General features: G+C 62.8%; 19 protein-coding genes. 9 read left to right on the top strand and 10 right to left on the bottom strand.

The features are described from left to right. Positions 1-5 precede the first annotated feature (5 nt). The 8 genes from ACU8HS_RS22610 to ACU8HS_RS22575 all read right to left on the bottom strand — a co-directional run bounded on the left by ACU8HS_RS22610 (position 6) and on the right by ACU8HS_RS22575 (position 8,767). Positions 6-695 carry a GntR family transcriptional regulator gene (locus ACU8HS_RS22610; protein WP_377312575.1) on the bottom strand — a complete coding sequence of 230 codons (690 nt, stop codon included), beginning with the start codon at positions 693-695 and terminating at the stop codon, positions 6-8. 144 nt (positions 696-839) lie between these two features. Beyond that, on the bottom strand, positions 840-1,931 hold the full coding sequence (locus ACU8HS_RS22605) for a sn-glycerol-3-phosphate ABC transporter ATP-binding protein UgpC (protein ID WP_113413743.1): 1,092 nt from the start codon (positions 1,929-1,931) through the stop codon (positions 840-842). Positions 1,932-1,935: 4 nt separating this feature from the next. Then, entirely contained in the window at positions 1,936-2,865 is a 930-nt protein-coding gene (locus tag ACU8HS_RS22600; protein WP_113413742.1) for a carbohydrate ABC transporter permease, read from the bottom strand. Next, positions 2,862-3,749, bottom strand: coding sequence for a carbohydrate ABC transporter permease (locus ACU8HS_RS22595; RefSeq protein ID WP_447016236.1), 888 nt, complete (start codon positions 3,747-3,749; stop codon positions 2,862-2,864). Before ACU8HS_RS22595 ends, ACU8HS_RS22600 begins: the two co-directional genes overlap by 4 nt. Before the next feature lie 70 nt (positions 3,750-3,819). Then, positions 3,820-5,064: an ABC transporter substrate-binding protein gene (locus ACU8HS_RS22590; RefSeq protein ID WP_377312574.1), complete on the bottom strand. Its 1,245-nt coding sequence runs from the start codon at positions 5,062-5,064 to the stop codon at positions 3,820-3,822. A gap of 91 nt (positions 5,065-5,155) precedes the next feature. Beyond that, entirely contained in the window at positions 5,156-6,079 is a 924-nt protein-coding gene (locus tag ACU8HS_RS22585; protein ID WP_447016235.1) for a sugar phosphate isomerase/epimerase family protein, read from the bottom strand. Between the two features lie 336 nt (positions 6,080-6,415). Continuing rightward, complete coding sequence (locus ACU8HS_RS22580; RefSeq protein WP_112570234.1) at positions 6,416-7,555, bottom strand: Gfo/Idh/MocA family protein; 1,140 nt, start codon at positions 7,553-7,555, stop codon at positions 6,416-6,418. Positions 7,556-7,621: 66 nt separating this feature from the next. Beyond that, positions 7,622-8,767: a mandelate racemase/muconate lactonizing enzyme family protein gene (locus tag ACU8HS_RS22575; RefSeq protein ID WP_447016234.1), complete on the bottom strand. Its 1,146-nt coding sequence runs from the start codon at positions 8,765-8,767 to the stop codon at positions 7,622-7,624. A 188-nt stretch (positions 8,768-8,955) separates the two neighbouring features. Between ACU8HS_RS22575 and ACU8HS_RS22570 the strand changes: the two genes are divergently transcribed. From ACU8HS_RS22570 to ACU8HS_RS22545, 6 genes are all read left to right on the top strand, one after another. Further along, positions 8,956-9,642: a GntR family transcriptional regulator gene (locus ACU8HS_RS22570; protein WP_447016233.1), complete on the top strand. Its 687-nt coding sequence runs from the start codon at positions 8,956-8,958 to the stop codon at positions 9,640-9,642. Positions 9,643-9,714: 72 nt separating this feature from the next. Then, on the top strand, positions 9,715-10,479 hold the full coding sequence (locus ACU8HS_RS22565; protein ID WP_447016232.1) for an SDR family NAD(P)-dependent oxidoreductase: 765 nt from the start codon (positions 9,715-9,717) through the stop codon (positions 10,477-10,479). An 18-nt stretch (positions 10,480-10,497) separates the two neighbouring features. Further along, positions 10,498-11,622: a tartrate dehydrogenase gene (locus ACU8HS_RS22560; RefSeq protein ID WP_112570226.1), complete on the top strand. Its 1,125-nt coding sequence runs from the start codon at positions 10,498-10,500 to the stop codon at positions 11,620-11,622. A gap of 34 nt (positions 11,623-11,656) precedes the next feature. Further along, complete coding sequence (locus ACU8HS_RS22555) at positions 11,657-13,135, top strand: NAD-dependent succinate-semialdehyde dehydrogenase (protein WP_112570224.1); 1,479 nt, start codon at positions 11,657-11,659, stop codon at positions 13,133-13,135. Positions 13,136-13,145: 10 nt separating this feature from the next. Next, positions 13,146-13,940 (top strand): aldolase/citrate lyase family protein, encoded by a 795-nt coding sequence (locus tag ACU8HS_RS22550; protein WP_112570222.1) that lies wholly within the window; start codon positions 13,146-13,148, stop codon positions 13,938-13,940. Between the two features lie 29 nt (positions 13,941-13,969). Beyond that, positions 13,970-15,031 (top strand): sugar phosphate isomerase/epimerase family protein, encoded by a 1,062-nt coding sequence (locus ACU8HS_RS22545; RefSeq protein WP_447016231.1) that lies wholly within the window; start codon positions 13,970-13,972, stop codon positions 15,029-15,031. 21 nt (positions 15,032-15,052) lie between these two features. Here the strand turns inward: ACU8HS_RS22545 and ACU8HS_RS22540 are convergent, their stop codons facing one another. Then, positions 15,053-16,237: a Gfo/Idh/MocA family protein gene (locus tag ACU8HS_RS22540; RefSeq protein WP_447016230.1), complete on the bottom strand. Its 1,185-nt coding sequence runs from the start codon at positions 16,235-16,237 to the stop codon at positions 15,053-15,055. Between the two features lie 163 nt (positions 16,238-16,400). On the opposite strand from ACU8HS_RS22540, the gene ACU8HS_RS22535 reads away from it, so the two are divergent. Continuing rightward, on the top strand, positions 16,401-17,273 hold the full coding sequence (locus ACU8HS_RS22535) for an SMP-30/gluconolactonase/LRE family protein (RefSeq protein WP_447016229.1): 873 nt from the start codon (positions 16,401-16,403) through the stop codon (positions 17,271-17,273). On the opposite strand, the gene eda is transcribed toward ACU8HS_RS22535, so the two are convergent. Next, the gene (gene eda / locus ACU8HS_RS22530) at positions 17,274-17,912 is read right to left on the bottom strand and encodes a bifunctional 4-hydroxy-2-oxoglutarate aldolase/2-dehydro-3-deoxy-phosphogluconate aldolase (protein WP_377312565.1); all 639 of its coding nucleotides are present in this window, start codon (positions 17,910-17,912) and stop codon (positions 17,274-17,276) included. A 223-nt stretch (positions 17,913-18,135) separates the two neighbouring features. Between eda and ACU8HS_RS22525 the strand changes: the two genes are divergently transcribed. Both ACU8HS_RS22525 and araD read left to right on the top strand, forming a co-directional pair. Further along, complete coding sequence (locus ACU8HS_RS22525; RefSeq protein ID WP_447016228.1) at positions 18,136-19,581, top strand: NAD-dependent succinate-semialdehyde dehydrogenase; 1,446 nt, start codon at positions 18,136-18,138, stop codon at positions 19,579-19,581. Positions 19,582-19,591: 10 nt separating this feature from the next. Next, entirely contained in the window at positions 19,592-21,334 is a 1,743-nt protein-coding gene (araD, locus tag ACU8HS_RS22520) for an L-arabinonate dehydratase (protein ID WP_447016227.1), read from the top strand. Positions 21,335-21,347: the final 13 nt, after the last annotated feature.

The following is a 21,347-nucleotide window of genomic DNA, read 5'->3' as shown; positions in this document are numbered from 1 at the left end:
GAGACCTAGCGGAAGGGACGCGCCCATTGCGTGCTCGCCAGCCGCAGATAGGCTTCCTTCGATGGCTGGATATGGCGGCCGACGATCTCGACGAGTTTTTCGCGGTCGCCTTTCTCCATATAGTCGATCATCAATCCATGCTCCTCGCGGGCGCGGTTGACGAGCCTTTCGTCGGTGATCGCATGGAAGCGGATCGCATGGGCGCGCGAGGCGAGCGCATCGATCTGTTCGGCCAGATAGGGATTGCCGCAGGCGCCGAAAAGCACGCGGTGGAATTCCAGGTTGGCGCGGAAAACCGTGCGCGGTTCCTGGTCGTCGACCGCCTTGCTGTGGCGGGCGTGGATGAGGCGCAGCTTCTCCAGCACCTCGGGTGCCGCCGGCAGCGGCATGATCGAGGCGGCGTGGCCTTCAAGCAGCAGCCGCACGTCATAGATCTGCTCGACCTCCAGAGGCGAGAAATCGCGCACGGCCGCGCCCTTGTTCGGCTGGCGGACGATGATGCCCATCGTCTCCAGTTCGGCGAGCGCTGCGCGGATCACGTGGCGCTTGGCATCGAAATGCTTGGCCAGTTCCTCCTCAAGCAGGCGCTCGCGTGGTCTCAGCCGCCCGAGTACGATTTCTTCCTCAAGGCTGCGCACGATCCGTTCGATGGGGGCTACAGATGAAGTGTCATCCTGCGTCTCGATCTGATCCACGCTGTCTCCTGTCGCATATTCATAGTCTTCCGCGCCCTACACGCGTGCGGCGAATATCGCAACAATATTGTCGAGAATCTTGGCTTCTGGTGCAAGAACTGAGCGGCCCTGTTGCGCCGAAAGTTCAATGCCGTGGCTGATATTTCAAATCCGCACGCCGTTTTCGGCTTCGAAGAAGCTCACGCGTTCCGGCGGAAAGTGGAAGTCGACCGTATCGCCAGGCGCAACGGTCGGATCGCCGGCAATGCGCATGCCGCGCAGATCGCCGCCGAAATCGACCCAGACGACGGTATCCGCCCCCATCGGTTCCACCACTTTCACGGTTGCCTTGCCCGCATGCATGCGGGTGTCGGTGGCAGGCCCGAGAACCATGTGCTCCGGACGAATGCCGAGAACGACCGGCTTGCCGGCATGGGAAGCGATATTCGCATGGGAGCTGACGTCGAAACGGGCCTCGGCCGTACCGATGAAGGTCAGGGTATCGCCGGTCCTCTCCAGCGCACCCTTCAGGAAGTTCATGGTCGGCGAGCCGATGAACCCGGCAATGAAGGTGTTGGCGGGGCGGTGATAGATCTCGTGCGGTGTCGCAAACTGCTCGATCACTCCCTTGCGCATGACGGCGATGCGGTCCGCCAGCGTCAACGCCTCGATTTGGTCGTGGGTGACATAGATCATCGTGTTGCCAAGCTCCTGATGGAGCCGCTTGATCTCGACGCGCAGCTCGTTGCGGAGCTTGGCGTCAAGGTTGGACAGAGGCTCGTCGAACAGGAAGACATCGACATTGCGCACCAGCGCACGGCCGATCGCGACACGCTGGCGCTGGCCGCCCGACAGTTCCGACGGTTTGCGGTCGAGCAGAGCCTCGAGCTGCAGCATGGATGCGGCCTTGCCGACGCGCCGTTCCGTTTCCTCTCGCGGCAGGCCGGCGACCTTCAGGCCGAAGGAGAGGTTCTGGCGCACGCTCATCTGCGGGTAGAGCGCATAGGACTGGAACACCATGCCGATGCCACGATCCTTCGGCTCGGACCATGTGACGTTCTTGTCCGAAATCCAGACCTCGCCGTCGACGATATCGATTAGGCCGGCAATGGCGTTCAGAAGGGTGGATTTGCCGCAGCCCGACGGGCCGAGCAGGACGACGAATTCGCCGCGTCCGACGTTGAGATCGAGCTTCTCGATCACTTTGACGGCGCCGAATTCGATGGCCAGATCCTTGATCGCAACGGAAGTCTGCATGTCTTTATCCCTTGATGGCGCCGGCTGCGATGCCGCGCACGAACCAGCGGCCGGAGACGAAGTAGCACAGCAACGGCACGGCGGCGGTCAGGATGGTCGCGGCCATGTTGAGGTTGTACAGGCGCTCGCCGGTGACTGAATTGACGATATTGTTGAGCTGCACGGTCATCGGCTGGTTCTCGCGCCCGGCAAAGATCAGGCCGAGGATGAAGTCGTTCCAGATGCCGGTGACCTGCAGGATGACTGCGACGATGATGATCGGCGTCGACATCGGGATCATCACCCAGAGAAAGATGCGCCAGAAGCCCGCGCCGTCGATGCGCGCCGCCTTGAAGAGTTCCACCGGCAGGCTGGAATAATAGTTGCGAAAAAGCAGCGTCATCAGCGGCATGCCGAAGATCGTATGAACCACGACGACGCCGGCGACCGAATTGTAGATGCCGATCTTCGAGGAAATCAGCACCAGCGGGTACATGAAGACCTGATAGGGAATGAAGGCGCCGAGCAGCAGGCTGGCGAATAGGATATCGGCCCCCTTCACCCGCCAGAAGGACATGGCGTAGCCGTTGAGGGCGCCGGCGGCGATCGAGAAGAAGACGCTCGGCACAAGGATCTTGATCGAATTCCAGAAGCCGACACTGATGCCGTTGCAGGCAAGGCCCGTACAGGCGCTCGACCACGCGGCCCGCCACGCCTCGAAGGTCAGCGTGTGCGGGAAGGCGAAGATCTGGCCGTCGCGGATTTCGTCCATCGGCTTCAGCGAGGTCACGACCATCACATAGGCCGGCAGCAGGAAGAAGGCGGCGGAGACAAGCAGGAAGACGTAGAGGCCGATGCGGCCGGCCGTCAGCGTCTGCCGCTTGCGACCGCGCGCGGTCACGGCGCTTCCCTTGGCGGCGGATAGGGGTGAGGTTGCCGTGGCTGAGAGGCTCATGCCGGGCTCCTTCCGGATTTGCGGAAATATTGGAAATAAAGCCAGGGCACGAGAACGGCGAGCACGGTGATCAGCATCACGGTGGAAGCCGCAAGCGCAAGGCCGATGTTCTGGCGTTCGAAGAGATAGTCCATGACGAACTTGCCGGGCAGTTCGGACGACATGCCCGGGCCGCCGCCTGTCAGCGCGACAACAAGGTCGTAGGACTTGACGACGCCGATGCCGAGCAGCACCACCGAAGTGACGATCATCGGGCGGATCAGCGGCAGCACGATCGACAGATAGACGCGCCAGGCCGGAATGCCGTCGACGCGGGTCGCCTTCCAGAGCTCGCTGTCGATGCCACGCAGTCCCGCCAGCATCAGCACCATGACGAGGCCCGCCGCCTGCCAGACGCCGGCGATGACGAGCGCGTAGATGGCAAGGTCACGGCTGACGATCCAGTCGAAGGTAAAGCTTTGCCAGCCGAGATCGCGCACTCCCTTCTGGATGCCGAGCGTCGGGTTCAGCAGCCATTGCCAGATGAGGCCGGTGACGATGAAGGACATGGCGTGCGGATAGAGAAAGATGGTGCGGAAACCGTTCTCGAAGCGGATGCGCTGGTCGAGCGAGACCGCCAGAAGAAACCCGAGCACCAGACAGATGACGACGAAAAGGATGCCGAAGATGACCAGGTTCTCGAGCGAGATCAGCCAGCGCGAAGTGCTGAACAGCCGCTCGTACTGGTCGAAGCCGACATAGTTCGAAACCGGCAGGGCTCTCGACGAGGTAAAGGAGATCTGGATCGACCATATCATCGATCCGGCATAGGCAACCAGCAGCACCGCCCATGCAGGCAGCAAGCTCAGCGTCGCCATGATGTTTTGCCAGAACCTGGGCTTCATCACCGTCCTCGGAAACAGGGGAAACGCCGGCGGGCGTCGAAGACGCTCCGCCGGCCTGTGTATGGAGCGATCAGCCAGCCGTCTGGATGGCGTCGGCGAAGCGGGAGATGAAATCATCGACCGCGAAATTCGGGTCGGTGAAATATTCGCTGACCAGATCCTGGATGCTGCCGACGACATCCGGGGGCATGACGAGACCGTAGTCAGGAAGCTGGTTTGCCGGATCCTTGATGTAGGAGGCGGCATCCTGCGCACACTGGTCGAATGCGGACATGTCGACGTCGGTTCGTGTCGGAATGCCGCCCTTCTTAAGGTTGAAGGCGATCAGGGCCTCAGGCGTCAGAAGCGTCTTGGCGAGCAGATCCTGCGCTGCCGTCTGCTTGGCATCGGAACTCTTCGGGAAGATGAAGACGTCGCCGCCAATGATGTAGTTATGGGTGCCGGGGCCGACGATGCAGCCGTAATCGGTGCCCTGCTTCTTCTGCGCAACCGTGAACTCACCCTTTGCCCAGTCACCCATGAACTGCACGCCGGCAGTATTCTTGATCAGCATCGAGGTCGCGTCGTTCCACAGGCGGCTGGTGAAGCCGGCATCGGTATAGGCGCGGAACTTGCCGAAGCGCTCGACGATCTTCTTGAACTCGGGCGAGTTGACGGCGTCGGCGTCGTGATCGCGATAGACCCTCAGGTAAAGGTCATGGCCGCCTTCTGCCAGCAGCAGCGAATTGAAGATCAACGCCATGTGGCGGGCCTGACCGTTGAGCGCGAGCGGCACGACGCCGGCTGCCTTCAGCTTGTCGAGGTCGGCGAAAAGCTCGTCGAAATTCGCGGGCGGATTGGTGATGCCCGCCTTCTCGAAAGCGGGCTTCGAATACCACATCCAGTTCTGGCCGTGGATATCGATCGGCGCGGCATAGATGTGTCCGTTGCGGGTGATGGAATCCAGAACCGGCTTCGGAAGCGTTTCCTTCCACTTGTTGGCCGCAGCAATGTCGTCGAGATTGCGCAGCAGACCCTGGTCGACGAGGTCGTCGAACTGCTTGCCGATATTGAACTGCACCGCAGCCGGCGGATTGCCGCCGATCATGCGGTTGACGGCTGCGGCGCGAGCATTGTCACCGCCGGCGATTGCCGCATCGACCCAGACGCCGCCGGCCTTTGAGAAGGAATCGGCAAAGGTCTTGACGGCCGCGGATTCACCGCCCGACGTCCACCAGTGGATGACTTCTGCATGCGGGCCGTCCTGGGCGATTGCTGCACCCGTTCCGGCAAAGATAACGACGCTTGCGAGCGCCGACTTCAGGATATGTTTCACGTCTCTTCCTCCCATTTTGCGAAATGCCGCTCTGCCCGTTCCTCGTCGGGCATTCGGCCCGGACATGATCTGCCGGGCCAAATTCATGGTCTTACGCGGCTGCGGCGGGCCGCTTCAGCGCGCGCAGATAGTTGGCGCTGACGATGGCGCTCTCGTAAGGCGGCATCGTCGGACGATCGACTTCGGCAATAAGCCAGCCGTCGAAGCCGGCGCCGAGCTCGGCGATCATTGCCTTGATGTCGAGATTGCCGTTACCGGGCTCCGCCCAGAGGCCGGCGAGTGCGGCTTCCGGATAACTCTTGCCCGCCTTCATCGAGGCTTCGCGCACGTCGAGGCGGATATCCTTGAGATGCATGATCGAAATGCGGTCGCGATAGCTGCGGAAAAGGCCGATGACATCAGCGCCCGCCCAGGAGAGATGGCCGCTGTCCGGGCCGAAATTCAGCGTGCCGGCGCCGATCGCGTCGAGCGTCTGCCGGGTCTCGTCTTCGGTTTCGATCCAGGTGCCGACATGCGGGTGCAAGGCCGGCATCACGCCTTCGGCCTTGATGACCTCCGCGGCCTTGCCGAGTTCGTCGATGACCTGGTTGAGGCGCCCCTGATCGAAACCAACGCCAATCGCAGGTGTATCGACACGCGGGCGAACGACCGGCGGCATGTGAACGGCAATGAACGTGTCCTTCAGGCCGAGCGAAGCCTGACGGGCGCCGAAAGCCTTGGCTTCTTCCAGTGTGGAGGCGAGCGGAACGCCTGCTTCCGGGCTTGGCGTGCCGAAATAGGCGGGCGCAGGCAGCATGCCGGCAGCGGCATAGGCCCTCTTGTAATCGTCCAGCGAAACACCCGGCGCGGTAACGACGGCGGCGGGGAAGCCGGCTTTCTTGATCTGAGCAAGCAGGTCGGGGAGCGGCGGCTGAAGGCTGCGGTCAAGGTGGCCGTCGTCGGAAGCGACCCACTGAATAGGGTTGATGGCAATGCGATATCCATCGGGCGTGACGCGCGGCGAAAGGGCAGTCATTTGTGCAACTCCTCCAAAGACTTTGGCTAGACGGACCGGCCGGCCCGCTTTCCGGCCGGCGCTGCGGCGTGTACCGCCAGCGCCGGTTATCCAATGAAATTAAGGCCGGCCTCAAAACCATGCCTAAATGCATTTTTTCTGGTATGCATTGATGGCAACAGGATTGTCAACATTCGTGGTATGCAACAAGCCACAAAATTCGGAACCCGTCAACCCTTCTCGCGGCAATGGCGTGATCACATCGCTGCGCGTCAAATAAAAGGGACAAAAAGAAAGCCGGAGCGGATCGCACATGATCCGCTCCGGCCTGGCCGTCAGCCTTTGGGAGGATGCATTTCAGACGGTGAAGACTTCCTCGTCGGTGCCCTTCGGCACGGCGGCCGGACGTTCGCAGGGCGTCGCAATTTCGATGTGGCGTCCTTCATTGGAGGAGCGCTCGAAACCTTCAAGAACTTCGAGAACATGCATGCACATATCGCCATTTGCGCGGTGCGGGCGGTTGTTGCGGATTGCCATCGCCATGTCGACGACGCCGATCATGCGGTAGTCGCCTTCCGAGCGACCGTCATCCATCACGCGGTTCGGCTTGCCGAAGGCGTAGGCCGAAGTGTCGATATCGGTCCAGTCGCCGTTGCCCCTGGTAATCTGCGGCGTGCCGCCGAAGAAATTCGGATCGGTCATCGTCAGGCTGCCCTCGGTGCCGTAGATCTCGGTATGCGAGCGGCGGTGGCGATGAACCTCCCAGGACAGCGAGATCGCCACATTGGCGCCGTTGGCGAACTGGATCGCGCCATTGTGGAAGGTCGGCACTTCGACATCGATGACGGAGCCTTTCAGCGGGCCTTCGATGACCTCACGGCGCGGGATGCCGTTGGTCGAGACGGCCGTGACGCGCTTGACCGGTCCCATGATGTTGATGAGCTGCGTGATGTAATAGGCGCCCATGTCGAGCATCGGGCCGCCGCCTTGCTTGAAGATAAAGAACGTCGGATTGGCGTAGCGATGTGCCGAGCTGCGCGTCATGAAGGTGACGGCGCCGCCGACGGGCCGGCCGATCGCGCCGGCATCGACGAGACCGCGCGCCGCCTGGTGCGCGCCGCCGAGAAACGTATCTGGCGCACCGCCGATGCGCAGGCCCTTCTCTTTGGCGAGCTTCAGGATCGGGCCGGCTTCGGCGAAGGTCGCGGTGATGGGTTTCTCGACATAGACGTGTTTGCCGGCCTCGAGGATCCTGCGGCTGACCTCGGCATGCACCATCGGCAGCGTCAGGTTCATGACGATCTCGATTTCGGGATCGGCCAGCAGGTCTTCGACGGTAACGGCCTGCGTGCCGAAGGTCTCGGCCTTGGCCCTGGCGACATCAAGGCGGATGTCGGCGATGGCCTTCACCTTGATGAGGTTCGAGCGCGCAGCGCCGCGAAGGTACCAGTCACTGATGTTGCCGGTGCCGATAATGCCGATTTTTACAGGTTCCACGTCTCACTCCCATGGTAATGGCGGCGGAAAACGCCCGCCGCCTTGCAATTGAAGAACGAATAGAAATCAGAGGCGCTCGACCCAGTGTTCCGTCACGAAGGGGGCGAGCTCTTCCTCGGTCAGTGTCAGGCCGATGCCGGGACCGTCGGGAATGGCGATGCAGCCGTCGGCATCCGGGTTGACCCGGCCGGCGAGTTCCAGCAGCGGATTGTGCGTCGCATCGCATTCGATGAACGGATAGGGCAGCGGACCGCCGCCGCGATAGGCCTTCAGTGTCGCGGCCATCTGCAGCGAGCTGTAGAGATTGACGACCGTGCCGAAAACATGCGGCATGACGGGAATGCCATAGGCTTCCGCAAGTGCTGCGACCTTCTTGAAGCCGGTATAGCCGCCGCAAATGCTGAGATCCGGCTGCAGTACGGAAACGCAGCCGGCAGCAAGGAAATCACGGAAGCCGGCAAGCGTGGAGAGCGACTCGCCGCCGGCGATTGCTGTCGCGCTCCCCTCGGCCATGCGCCGGTAGCCTGGAATGTCATCCGGCCGCACAGGCTCCTCGATCCAGAGCAGGCCGGCCTCCTGCATGTGCCGCGCGGAATCCAGCGCCGCCGCAGCCGTATAGCCCTGATTGATGTCGACCATCAGCGCCCGGTCCCAGCCGAGCTGCCGTCGCAGCGCCAGTGCCATGCGACCGTCGGCTTCCGGCGTGTAGCCGCAGCGCGGCTTGATCGCCCTGAAATTCCGCTCCAGCAGCGCATCCGCGTCCTTCTCGAAATCGCGGTAGGGATCTCCGTCAGGCTTGAAAAAAGGCCCGCTCGCATAGGCGAGCACGCGCTCGCGCAGCGCGCCGCCGAGCATGGTGGCGATCGAGACGCCCTGTTCGCGGGCCGCCGCATCGTGCAGCGCCATATCGACAGCCGACACGGCCAGCATCGCCGTTCCCTGCCGGTCGTAACCGAAACCCTCGGTTATTTCCGCATAACGCCTGCCGGTTTCGTGCGCTGGCCTGCCGAGCACGAGCTTGGCGAGCTTCTGGCGAATATAACCCGAAACCGCCTGCTGGGCCGCACTTGCCTCGCCCCAGCCGCTGATGCCGCCTTCTCCTTCGAGGCGCAGCACGAAGGCCTCGCGCCGGTCGAAGAAGCCGGTCGAATTTCCGACCGCTTCCGGAAGCTGGAAGGCGAGGTGATAGCCGTGAATGGATGTGATCTTCATGATGCAACTTCGAAGGCGCTTGGCCGCTTGCTTGATAAAATGTTATCTGGTATGCAAGAGCGCATAAATTGTCGCTTCCGTCAAGCGGGAGCCGGCAAAAACGACTATGAGCAATCGCAAATAACGGACCGGCGACGGCAGTATCTTTGATGGCGGACCCGACTTTTCCTCATTCTGGCACCAGCGCATTGCGCGTTTACCCGCACGATCTCGAAGCGCGGGTCGACAAGAAGGAATCGCTGGTCGAGGACGCCTATCGGGCACTGAAGGCGAGCATCCTGGATGGCACGTTGCCGGCCGGCTACCAGGCGGTGGAGCATCGCATTGCCGATCAGCTCAATATGAGCCGCACGCCGGTGCACGAGGCGGTCATCCGTCTGCAGCACGAAGGCCTTGTGCGGGTGCTGCCGCGCCGCGGCGTGCAGGTGCTGCCGATCTCGGCGGCCGATATGGTCGAGGTCTATCAGGTGCTGGTCGCCATGGAGGGCATGGCGGCGATGCTGCTGGCCGAGCATCCGGAACGGGCCGAAGCTTCCATCCGCATGATGGAAGATGCGACGAACCAGATGGAGCGGGCGCTGAAGGCCGAGGATCTGCGCGGCTGGGCGCGCGCCGACGATCAGTTCCATCGTGTGCTCGTCAGCGAGTGTGGCAACCAGCGCTTGGCAAAGATGGCGGCGACCATGGTCGATCAGGCACAGCGCGCCCGCACCGTCACCTTGCAGTTCCGCCCGCTGCCGCACGCGTCGGTGCAGGAGCACCGCGTCATCATATCCGCAATCCGCGCCGGCGACACGCTCGGCGCCCGCGCCGCGGCCGAAGGGCACCGCACCCGCGCCAGCGGCGAGATCATCAAGGCGATCGAGCGTCTCTGACGTCGTCGTCCCCACCTTCTGTCCGCGCAAGCGCGGGCAACCAGACATGAAGCCGGGAGGAGCGGCAGTCATATGGAAAGGACTCAGTTCCCGAGTCTCAAGGGCCGGACGGTTGTCGTCACCGGCGGAGCCTCGGGCATCGGTGAAGCGCTCGTTCGCGCCTTTGCCGGCAACGGATCGAATGTTGCTTTTCTCGACCTGCAGGAGGATGCTGGAAACAAGCTTGCTGCGGAACTGTCGGCCGGCGGCGCCAACGCCAAATTCCTGCAATGCGACCTGACCGATATCGAAGCGGTGCGCGCGGCGATGGCGGATGTGAAGGCGCATTTCGGACCGGTCGGCGTGCTCGTCAACAATGCCGCCAATGACAAGCGGGCGAATTTCCTCGATGTCAGCGTTGAGGAGTTCGACTGGATGATGGCTGTCAACCTGCGCCACGTCTTCTTTGCCGCGCAGGCGGTGGTGCCGCAGATGCGCGAACTCGGCTACGGCTCGATCATCAACATGACATCGGGCGCCTGGGTGCGCGGCATTCGCGAAATGCAGGCCTACAGCACCGCAAAGGCCGCGATCGTCGGCTTTACCAATTCGCTCGCCCGGCAGGTCGGCGAATTCCGCATTCGCGTCAATGCGTTGGCGCCCGGCATGGTCATTACGCCGCGTCAGCGAGAGCTCTGGTACCAGGATGAAATCAAGATCGCCGACGGGCTGAAGCTGCAATGCATCCCCGAAGAGATCAAGGTCGAGGACGTGGCCAATGCCTGCCTCTTCCTCGCCGCCGATGACAGCCGGATGATTACCAAGCAGATGCTGCTGATCAATGGCGGCCTCATCTGACGATTTAGTGGGGGTCCCATGAACGCCAATACCAATCAGCCTCGCCGCTATCGCATCGCCTCCGTTCCGGGCGACGGCATCGGCCCCGAAGTCATCGCAGCCGGCCTCGAAGTGCTTGAGGTGCTGGCCGCGCGCGCCGGCACTTTCACGCTCGATGTCGACCACTATGACTGGGGCAGTGAGCGCTACCGGAAGACCGGCGCCTTCATGCCGGACAACGCCCTGTCTCTGCTCAAGGAAGCCGACGCTATCTATTTCGGCGCCGTCGGCGCGCCTGACGTGCCCGATCACGTGACGCTCTGGGGCCTGCGCCTGCCGATCTGCCAGCGTCTCGATCAATACGCCAATATCCGCCCGACCCGCATCTTTCCCGGTGTGAAAAGCCCGCTGCGCGGTGTCGAGGAAGGCGATCTCGACTGGCTGATCGTGCGTGAAAACTCCGAGGGCGAATATTCCGGTCATGGCGGCCGCGCCCATATCGGCCTGCCGGAAGAGGTGGCCACAGAAACCTCGATCTTCACCCGGCGCGGCGTCGAGCGCATCATGCGCTTTGCCTTCCGCGAGGCGCAGAAGCGGCCGCGCAAGCTCCTGACGGTCGTCACCAAGTCCAATGCGCAACGCCACGGCCTCGTGCTGTGGGATGAGATTGCCGCCGAGGTCGCCGGGGATTTCCCGGACGTGACCTGGGACAAGGAACTGGTGGACGCCATGACGTTCCGCATGGTCGCAAAACCGAAGAGCATCGACACGGTCGTTGCGACCAATCTGCATGCCGACATCCTCTCCGATCTTGCGGCGGCACTCGCCGGCTCGCTCGGCATTGCGCCGACGGGCAATGTCGATCCCGAACGCCGTTTCCCGTCCATGTTCGAGCCCATTCACGGTTCGGCCTTCGACATTACCGGCAAGGGCATCGCCAATCCCGTCGCGAGCTTCTGGACGGCCTCGCTGATGCTGGAGCATCTTGGCGAGACGGCCGCGGCAAAGATCCTCATTTCGGCGGTGGAACAGGTCTGCGCTGCCGGCATTTTGACGCCCGATCTCGGCGGCAGGGCAACGACGGCGGAGGTGACGCGCGCCGTTTGCGACGCGTTGCGAGGATCGAATTTCGCCCCTGATGACGAGAATATTCCGGCGGCCTGATCTTCGGGCTGCGTTTCATGGAAGGTATCCAGTCATGATCAAAAGACTTTCAGGCTACAAGCTCCGCCGCCCGGAGCTTTTCCGCGAAGCGAATTATATCGGTGGCCAGTGGGTCCAGGCCGATAGCGGCCGCACCTACGATGTCACCAATCCGGCGACGGGCGAGGTGATCGGCACTGTGCCGGCCATGAGCGCGGTCGAGACGAACCGCGCGATCGACGCTGCCTATAAGGCGCAGAAGGCATGGGCGGCGCTGACTGCCGAGCAGCGCGCCAATCACCTCTGGAAGCTCGCCGAACTGATGCACGAGAACCTTGAGGACCTTGCGGCAATCATGACGATCGAGCAGGGCAAGCCGCTGTCCGAAAGCCGCGGCGAGGTCGTCTATTCCGCAAGCTTCATCGAATGGTTTGCCGAGGAGGCAAGGCGCGTTTATGGCGAGACGATCCCATCTCCCGTTCCGGGGCGCCGCCTGATCGTCCAGAAACAGCCGATCGGCGTTTTTGCGGCCATCACGCCCTGGAACTTTCCTTCGGCGATGATCACCCGCAAGGCCGGCCCGGGCTGGGCGGCAGGCTGCACCGGCGTCATTCGTCCGGCAAGCCAGACACCCTATTCGGCGCTCGCACTTGCCGTGCTGGCCGAGGAGGCGGGTTTTCCTGCCGGCGTGTGCAATGTCATCACGGGACCGTCCTCTGAAACAGGTCCCGCGATCACCGGCAGCCCGAAGGTGCGCAAGCTTACTTTCACCGGCAGCACCGCGGTGGGCGCCAAGCTGCTTGCCGAATGCGCGCCGACCATCAAGAAGACCAGCATGGAACTTGGCGGCAACGCGCCCTTCATCGTTTTCGACGATGCCGATCTCGATGAGGCGGTCAAGGGTGCCATCGGTTCGAAGTTCCGCAACACCGGGCAGACCTGCGTCTGCGCCAACCGCATTCTCGTTCAGGACAAGGTGCATGACGCCTTTGCCGAGAAGCTTGCTGCTGCCGTTGCCAAGCTGAAACTCGGCGACGGCATGGAGGAGGGCGTCACTCTCGGTCCGCTGATCGACGAAGCGGCGGTCAGGAAGGTCGAGACGCATGTCGAGGATGCCGTCAAACACGGTGCCAGGATCGTCTCCGGCGGCAAGCGCGATCAGCGCGGCGGCAATTTCTATCTGCCCACCATTCTCTCGGATGTCTCCCGCAAGGCGGAGATCTTTTCGGACGAGACCTTCGGCCCGGTGGCTCCGCTTTTCCGCTTCAAGACCGAGGAAGAGGCGATCGAAATGGCGAACGATACGCCCTTCGGCCTTGCCGCCTATTTCTACGCGCGTGACGTCGGCCGCATCTTCCGGGTTGCCGAGGCTCTTGAATTCGGCATTGTCGGTATCAACGAGGGACTCATCTCGACGGCAGTCGCTCCTTTCGGCGGCATGAAGCAGTCCGGCATCGGCCGGGAAGGTTCGAAATACGGCATCGAAGAGTTCCTCGAGGTCAAATACATGGCCATTGGTGGCCTGGCGAATTGAGGAGAATGCCATGAGTGCAGCGGACATCGACGGCTTTGCGGCCCGGATCAGAACCCATGAAAGCCAGATGATTTCTGCCTGGGTGGGTATTCCCGATCCGCTGCTGGTCAATCATCTGGCCCAGGAGGCCTTCGATGCCGTCGTGCTCGACATGCAGCACGGGATGTGGGACTTGCCGTCTGCGGCCGCCGCCGTCGGCCATGTGCGCATTGCCGGCAAGCCGGCGATTGCCCGCATTCCGGTCGGCGATTTCGCTTCCGCCTCGCGCCTGCTCGATGCCGGTGCGTCCGGCATCATCGCGCCGATGATCAATTCGGCCGAGGATGCGAAGGCATTCGTCAAGACCACCAAATATCCGCCGGTCGGCGAACGCAGCTGGGGTCCGTCGCTCGCGCTCAACCATACCGGCCTGTCGGCTGACGACTATCTCAAGAAGGCCAATGACCTGACTGTCGCAATTGCCATGATCGAGACGCGCGCAGCGCTCGAGGCGATTGACGATATTCTTGGCGTGCCCGGTATCGACGGCATCTTCATCGGCCCTTCGGATCTCTCCATCGCGCTCTCGAACGGCGATCAGGTGGCGCCGAATGCCGCCGAGATCGACAGCGCCATGCAGCACGCCGTCGCGCGCTGCAGCGCACATGGAAAATTCGCCTGCGCCTTTGCCGGTGACGGCGAACGCGCAGGCGAGCTTCTGAAATTCGGCTTCGCCTTCGTCATTGCCGGCGCCGAAACCGCGCAGCTGCGCTCCGGTGCCCGCAAGGCGATCAACGCCGCCAGGAAGATTGCTTCCGGCGGCTGATCCATCCCAGTCCCCCACGGAGTTCGTCCATGCGTACCATCAGAGGTCCCGCGCTTTTCATCGCGCAGTTCGTCAATGCCGATGCCCGTCTTTCCACCCTCGACGGGCTCTGCGAATGGGCGGCGGATCTCGGCTTCAAGGCTCTGCAGGTGCCGACCTTCTTCCCGTATATGTTCGACGTGAAGAGAGCGGCCGAAAGCCAGGCCTATGCGGACGACTTTCTGGGCACGCTTGCCAGATATGGTCTCGAGCTCACGGAACTGACCAGCCAGCGGCAGGGCCAGCTCATGGCCGTGCATCCTGCTTTCGACGTGACGCAGGATGCGATTGCGCCCGTGGAGGTTCGCGGCAGTCCGGAAGCACGACGCCAATGGGCCGAAGAGCAGCTGAAGCTGACGGCGACCGCCTCTCGCCGTCTCGGCATCGACCGCATGGTCACGTTCTCCGGCTCGCTGCTCTGGCCCTATCTCTATCCCTATCCGCCGGTACCGCAGGAACTGGTTTCGGCGGGTTTCGCGGAGCTTGCCAGGCGCTGGAGGCCGGTGCTCGATCATTGCGAAAGCGAAGGTGTCGATATCTGCTTCGAATTGCATCCGACCGAGGATCTGCACGACGGGTCGACCTTCGAGCGCTTCCTCGACCTGATTGGAAACCATTCCCGCTGCAAGCTGCTCTACGATCCGAGCCACTTCCTGCTGCAGCATGTCGACTACATCGGCTTCATCGATCTCTATGCCGATTACATCAGGGCCTTCCACGTCAAGGATGCCGAATTCGTCAAGTCGGCGAAAACCGGCGTCTATGGCGGTTACAACGACTGGGCCGGCCGCGCCGGCCGATTCCGCAGCCCCGGCGACGGTCAGATCGACTTCAAGACGATCTTCTCGCGGCTGACGGGGCTCGGCTACGACGGCTGGGCGACGCTGGAATGGGAATGCTGCTTCAAGAACAAATATGACGGTGCGCGCGAAGGCCGCCAGTTCATCAGCGACCATCTGATCAAGGTCACAGAATCCGCCTTCGACGCCGGCATGCGCAAGACGCTGGAAGACAAGACCGTCGCGTCGATCCTCGGGATCGGGAGCCGCTGATTTTTAGCGGCTCGGGCCTTCTTATTCTACCGGTCTCACATCGGCCCAGGTGCCGGTCTCGGTCGATTGCAGGCAGGCATCGATGAAGGCGAGGCCGTCGACGCCCGTCCATGCGTCCGGGATCAGGCTGGCGAGCGGATCGGGTGCTGAGCCGGCGATACGCGCGGCGACCAGTTCGGCGAAATCCGTATAGATATTGGCAAAGGCCTCGAAAAAGGCTTCGGGGTGGCCGACGGGCAGGCGTGTGGCGCGCTGCGCCAGCGGATGCAGCGACGGCAGGCCGCGGGTGCGGATTTCGTCGCCACGATTGGCGCGCATGACACGAAGGTCGTCGGCGTCCGACTGGCTCCAGTAGACACCGCCTTCCTCGCCATAGGCTTCGATGGCGACGACATTCTGGGCGCCGGTGGCGACCTTGCTCACCAGCATCTGTCCGCGCGTGCCATCGTCGAGCCTGAGAATGATCTGTGCCGTGTCATGGGTCGTGCGGCCGGGCAGCGACGGGCCGACGTCGGCGAGCACGGAGGTGATGCGCCGCCCGGTGACGAAGCTCATCAATTGGTGCGCATGCGTGCCGATGTCGCCGAGCACATGGCTCTTGCCGCCCTTGGCCGCATCGAGACGCCATTTGACGCGGGACGAGATCTTGTCCGGCTCGGCCTCGACATATTTGGCAAGCGAGCCCTGGACATAGCGGACATTGACGAGGCGCAGCGGCCCGATCTCGCCGGCTTCAATGGCGGCGCGAGCTTCGCGCACCATCGGATAGCCGGAATAATTATGGGTGAGCGACAGGATGCGGCCCTTTTCTCGAGCCTTGCGAGCAAGCGCCTGCGCACTGTCGAAATCATTGGTGAGCGGCTTGTCGCAGATGACGTCCAGCCCGGCTTCGAGGGCTGCGGCAGCGTAGTCGTAGTGGCTGTCGTTCGGCGTCATGATGGCGACCGCATCGATACCGTCGGGCCGCGCCTTCTCCGCCGATATCATCGAGGCGATATCGGCATAGCCGCGCGGAATGCCGAAAGCGGCCGCCGATTCCAGGGAGCGCGTCGCGTTGGAGGAGAAGACGCCGGCGGCGATCTCGAAGCAATCGTCCAGGCGGGCGGCAGTGCGGTGGACCGGGCCGATCAGCGAGCCCTGCGCCCCACCGACGAGACCGAGCCGGACCCGCCGGCCGAGGAGGTTCAAAACCGCAGCCTGTGACATGGATTTACCTTTCCTGTAATCGAATGAAGGAGTTGGCGGAGAGTTGCGGTCACACTAGCAGCGGCTTGTGAAATGTCATCCATTTTATCTACAAAATTGTTGACAAAATTCGCCACCCCTGGGCACGGTCCTTTTATCGCATGGATCGGGGGGCGGGCAAAGGATGAGACTGAAGGCTGAACTGCTGCTGGCGGCCGGAAACGAGACCGGGGAATCGCCGGTCTGGGATGAACGAAGCCAGTGTCTCTGGTGGACGGACATTCCGGCGAAACGCCTTCACCGGATCGATCCGGCGACAGGTCTCGTGGGGAGTTTCACGATGCCCGGACGCGTGGGGTGCTTCGCGTTGCGGCGCAGCCGCGGACTGGTGCTTGCCATGGAGCACGGCTTTTCCTTCTTCGATCCGGATAGCGGTGCGATCGAGACAATAGCAGAGCCCGAGGTCGGTCTTGCAAACCACCGCTTCAATGACGGGCGCTGCGACCGGGAGGGGCGGTTTCTCGCAGGTTCGATGAATCTGGCGCGCGATGCCGCCTCGGCGCGGCTCTGGCAGCTCAGCCGGGATAAATGCGTTCGTCCGCTCGCCAATGACAGCACCATCGCCAATGGCCTCGCTTTCAGCCCGGAGGGACGGGTCATGTACTGGGTCGACGGCGGCCGACAGCAAGTGTTCCGGTTCGACTACGGCTCCGACGGTATCGCCTGCAACCGGCGCCTTTGGCTGGAGCGGGAGAGTGCACCGGGAAGGCCCGACGGCGGCGCTGTCGATGCCGATGGCTGCTATTGGAGCGGCCGCTGGATGGGCGGCTGCGTCGTCCGCTTCACGCCCGATGGCCGGGTCGATCGCATTGTCGAAGTGCCGGCGAGCCGCGTGACCATGTGCGCCTTCGGTGGCGCGGATTACCGCACGCTGTTCATCACCACGGCAAACGAGGGCATGAGCGCTGCGGAAAAGGAGGCCGAACCCCTGGTGGGCGGCCTCTTTGCCATCCATCTCGACGTCACGGGCCTGCCGGAGCCGCTGTTCGAAGGTTGATCAACGGCTGGCGGCTGCCACCGATGCCTTGCCGCGTTCGTGAATCGTCTTCCAGTCGGCCTTTTCGATGAGATCGCGTGGCGCGAGAAAGGCGCCGCCAACGGCGAAAATGTTGCGCAGTGCCAGATACTGGCTCGAGTTCTCGTCCGAAATGCCGCCGGTCGGGCAGAAGCGCACGTCGGGAAAGAGCGGATCGACATGCTTGATGAAGCCCATGCCGCCGAAGAGGTCGGCGGGAAAGAACTTCTGTTCGAAGAAGCCGCATTCGCGCGCGTAGAGGGATTCGCTCGGCGTGCAGATGCCCGGCAGGAAGGGAAGGCCGGAAAGCCGGACCTGCTCGGCAAGCGCGGGTGTGAGGGCAGGGCTGACACCAAACATCGCGCCGGCTTCGACGACCGGTTTCAGCTGATCGGCCTTGGTGACGGTACCGGCACCGATGACCGCATCGGTGTTCATCTTGCGCATACGGCGGATGACTTCGGGGCCGGCCGCACTGCGCAGCGTCACTTCGAGGATCTTGATGCCGGCGCTGACAAGCGCCTCCAGCAGCGGTTCGGCATGATCGGCATTTTCCACATGCAGAACCGGGATGAGCTTGGCATGCGGGGCGATGAGGGCGGCGACGGGATATTGGGTCATAGCGGATCACATGTGAAAGGAGAAAGGGTGACGGAAAGACCATATCACCACACGGCGAAGAAAAACTGGCACGGATGAAATTTTTCGGCAACTATTTTGTTGACAATTTTGTGCGCAATTTGGAATGTGGAGCCGACAGGAATTGTCCCCGTTCGCCGGCAGAGGCCGATAGTGCAGAGATTATAGGCACATGGCAAATCTGACGGAGGCGGGACAGGGAGGAATGATGACATATCAGGCGCCTGCGCTGATCATCGGCAATGAGCTTCGAAAGGGCCGCAGCCGCAGCGATTTTGCGGTGATCAATCCCGCAACCGAAGAGGTCCTCGGCGAGCTGGCTTTCGCCAGCGGTGCCGACGTCGCTGACGCATTGGTATCGGCCGAGCGCGGCTTTGCCGAATGGCGCAAGGTCGGTCCCTGGGCACGCTCCGACATGCTGCGCAAGATCGCCGGCCTGATCCGCGAACGCATGCCGGAGATCGCCCGGCTTTTGACGATGGAGGTCGGCAAGCCGATCGGCGAAGCCGAGGCGGAGGTCATCTCCGGCGCTGAGCATTTCGAATGGGCCGCCGATCAGGCCCGCCAGCTTTCCGGCGAAACCGTCAATTCGCGTGGCCCGGGCGGTCGCGGCCTGATGACCTACGAGCCTGTCGGTGTCGTGCTGGCGCTGACGGCCTGGAATTTCCTGATCAACCTCTCGGCCCGCAAGATCTGCATGGCGCTTGCCGCCGGCTGCAGCGTCATCGTACGTCCCGCCGAGGAAGCGCCGGCCTGCGTTGCCGCCATGGTGCAATGTTGCGTGGACGCCGGCCTGCCGGCAGGCGCCATCACCTTGCTCTTCGGTACGCCGGAAGAGGTGATTGCGCCACTGATGGCAGCAACCTCGGTACGCAAGGTTTCCTTCACCGGCTCGACCCGCGTCGGCAAGATCCTGATTCACCAGAGCGCCGATACGGTGAAGCGGTTGACGATGGAGCTTGGCGGCCATGCGCCGGTCCTCGTGCTCGAAGACGCCGATGTCGCCTTTGCGGCGGAAACGGCGGCTCTCGCCAAATTCCGCAATTCCGGACAGGTCTGCGCCGCTCCGAGCCGCTTCTATGTGCACGAAAAGCTGGCCGATGAATTCGCCGATGGTTTTGTGAAAGTCGCCAAGCGTCTCAAGCTCGGCAACGGGCTCGACCGCGCCGTCACCATGGGACCGATGACCACGATCCGCCAGCGCGACCGCGCCGAAGCGCTGGTGGCGGATGCCCGCCAGCGCGGCGCAAATATCCTGTGCGGCGGCGGGCGTCCTGCCGATATCAATGCCGGCTATTTCTTCGAGCCGACCGTGATGATGGATGTGCATCCGGACTCGGAGATTCTGCGCGAGGAGCCTTTCGCGCCGGTCGCCCCCATCCTGCCTTTCTCCGACGTCGAGGAAGCGATCGCTCGGGCCAATGCGCTTGAGGCCGGCCTTGCCTCCTATCTCTTCACCCGTTCGCTGAGTGCGGCGACCATGGTCTCCGAACGCATCGAGGCCGGCATGGTTGGCATCAACACCTGCGTGGTTGCGATCCCAGAAGGGCCTTTCGGCGGCGTCAAGCAGAGCGGTTATGGCCGCGAGGGTGGGCCGACGGCGATCCACGACTATCTCAACATCAAGTTCACGCATACGCGTCTGCTCTGAAGGCAAGCCGATGACAAAAGACAAGAAGATTGCCCTTGCGGATCTGCGCAGCCAGCGCTGGTTCGGCGCAAGCGGCCAGCCTGGCAACCACAAGTCCTACCGCACCAAACAGATGGGCTATACGAGCGAGGATTTTCAGGGCAAGCCCGTCATCGGCATCCTCAATACCTGGTCCGATCTCAATTCCTGCCACACGCATTTCCCGCAGCGCGTCGAGGAAGTGAAGCGCGGCATCTGGCAGGCCGGCGGCTTTCCGGTGGAACTGCCGGCGCTTAGCGTCGGCGAGACCTATGTGCGCCCGAGTACGCTGATCTATCGCAATCTGCTCGCCATGGACACGGAGGAAATCCTCCGCTCGCATCCGATCGACGGCGCCGTATTGATGGGCGGCTGCGACAAGACCACGCCGGCCCTGCTGATGGGCGCGGCCAGCATGAACATTCCGGCGATCTTCGTGCCGGCGGGCGCGATGCTGAGCGGCCATTTCCGTGGCCGTCGCAATCTCGGCACGGGCTCCAGCACCTGGGCAGCACTTGCCGATTTCCGCGCCGGCAAGATCGACGAGAAGACCTGGCGGGCCTTCGGCGAAGGCACGGCACGTTCGCCCGGCACCTGCAACACGATGGGCACGGCTTCCACCATGACCTCGCTTGCCGATGTTCTCGGCATGACGCTGCCGGGCGCAAGCTCCATTCCGGCCGTCGATTCCACGCATTCGCAGATGGCGAGCACAGCCGGCCGGCGCATCGTCGAGATGGTCTGGGAAGACCTGCGCCCGCGCGACGTCGTCACGCGGGCAAGCTTCCTTAATGCTATCGTCACCGACATGGCGCTGTCGGGCTCCACCAATTCGCTGATCCATCTGATCGCGATGGCAAGGCGCCTGAATGTCGACCTGTCGCTCGATGACTTTTCCGCGGCGGCCGAGGCCGTGCCCGTCATCTGCAATTTGCAGCCGTCGGGCAAATACCTGATGGAAGACTTCTATTATTCCGGCGGGCTTCGCGCGCTGCTCTCCGTCATCAGGGATCATCTCGATCTTTCCTGCATGACCGTGACGGGTCGTACGCTCGGAGAGGAGATCGAGGGGGCGGCACCCTACGATGACGAGGTCATCCGGCCGCTGTCCGATCCGGTCTATGCGGCCGGTGGGCTCGTGGTGCTCAAGGGCAATCTTGCGCCGCGCGGCGCTGTGCTGAAGCGCGCTGCGGCAAGCCCGAACCTCCTGCAGCACACCGGTCCGGCAATCGTCTTCAAGAACTTCAAGGAGATGCTCGCACAGATCGACAATCCCGATCTCGACGTGACACCCGATAGCGTCCTCGTGCTGCAGGATGCCGGGCCGACCGGCGCGCCGGGCATGCCGGAATGGGGCATGCTGCCGATCCCCAAGAAATTGCTCGAACAGGGGGTGCGTGACATGGTGCGCCTCTCCGACGCGCGCATGAGCGGCACGAGCTATGGCACCTGCATCCTGCATGTCTGTCCGGAAAGCCGCGTTGGCGGCCCTCTGGCGCTGGTCAAGACCGGCGATCTCATCAGCCTGGACACAGAGGGGCGCAGCCTTGATCTGCTGATCTCCGAGGAAGAATTTGCCCGTCGCCGCGCCGAATGGGTCCCGCCGCCACCGCATTACGAGCGGGGTTACGGTGCGCTCTTCTCCCAGCATGTGCTGCAGGCGGATGAGGGCTGCGACCTCGATTTTCTGGCCAAGCCTGGCGATACGCCGGACCCTGAAGCACGTTTCTCCTGAAAGGCCGGCCCGC

Source organism: Rhizobium sp. KDH_Rht_773_N (assembly GCF_052946295.1).
Note: the sequence above shows the minus strand (reverse complement) of the source record. Positions and strands in the feature narration are given on the sequence as shown.

Bases quoted from the DNA above. Each gene is read 5' to 3' on its own strand.
- ACU8HS_RS22605 (WP_113413743.1), bottom strand. From the start codon at position 1,931: ATGCAGACTTCCGTTGCGATCAAGGATCTGGCCATCGAATTCGGCGCC.
- ACU8HS_RS22600 (WP_113413742.1), bottom strand. From the start codon at position 2,865: ATGAGCCTCTCAGCCACGGCAACCTCACCCCTATCCGCCGCCAAGGGA.
- ACU8HS_RS22595 (WP_447016236.1), bottom strand. From the start codon at position 3,749: ATGAAGCCCAGGTTCTGGCAAAACATCATGGCGACGCTGAGCTTGCTG.
- ACU8HS_RS22585 (WP_447016235.1), bottom strand. From the start codon at position 6,079: ATGACTGCCCTTTCGCCGCGCGTCACGCCCGATGGATATCGCATTGCC.
- ACU8HS_RS22575 (WP_447016234.1), bottom strand. From the start codon at position 8,767: ATGAAGATCACATCCATTCACGGCTATCACCTCGCCTTCCAGCTTCCG.
- ACU8HS_RS22565 (WP_447016232.1), top strand. From the start codon at position 9,715: ATGGAAAGGACTCAGTTCCCGAGTCTCAAGGGCCGGACGGTTGTCGTC.
- ACU8HS_RS22560 (WP_112570226.1), top strand. From the start codon at position 10,498: ATGAACGCCAATACCAATCAGCCTCGCCGCTATCGCATCGCCTCCGTT.
- ACU8HS_RS22555 (WP_112570224.1), top strand. From the start codon at position 11,657: ATGATCAAAAGACTTTCAGGCTACAAGCTCCGCCGCCCGGAGCTTTTC.
- ACU8HS_RS22550 (WP_112570222.1), top strand. From the start codon at position 13,146: ATGAGTGCAGCGGACATCGACGGCTTTGCGGCCCGGATCAGAACCCAT.
- ACU8HS_RS22545 (WP_447016231.1), top strand. From the start codon at position 13,970: ATGCGTACCATCAGAGGTCCCGCGCTTTTCATCGCGCAGTTCGTCAAT.
- ACU8HS_RS22540 (WP_447016230.1), bottom strand. From the start codon at position 16,237: ATGTCACAGGCTGCGGTTTTGAACCTCCTCGGCCGGCGGGTCCGGCTC.
- ACU8HS_RS22535 (WP_447016229.1), top strand. From the start codon at position 16,401: ATGAGACTGAAGGCTGAACTGCTGCTGGCGGCCGGAAACGAGACCGGG.
- eda (WP_377312565.1), bottom strand. From the start codon at position 17,912: ATGACCCAATATCCCGTCGCCGCCCTCATCGCCCCGCATGCCAAGCTC.
- ACU8HS_RS22525 (WP_447016228.1), top strand. From the start codon at position 18,136: ATGATGACATATCAGGCGCCTGCGCTGATCATCGGCAATGAGCTTCGA.
- araD (WP_447016227.1), top strand. From the start codon at position 19,592: ATGACAAAAGACAAGAAGATTGCCCTTGCGGATCTGCGCAGCCAGCGC.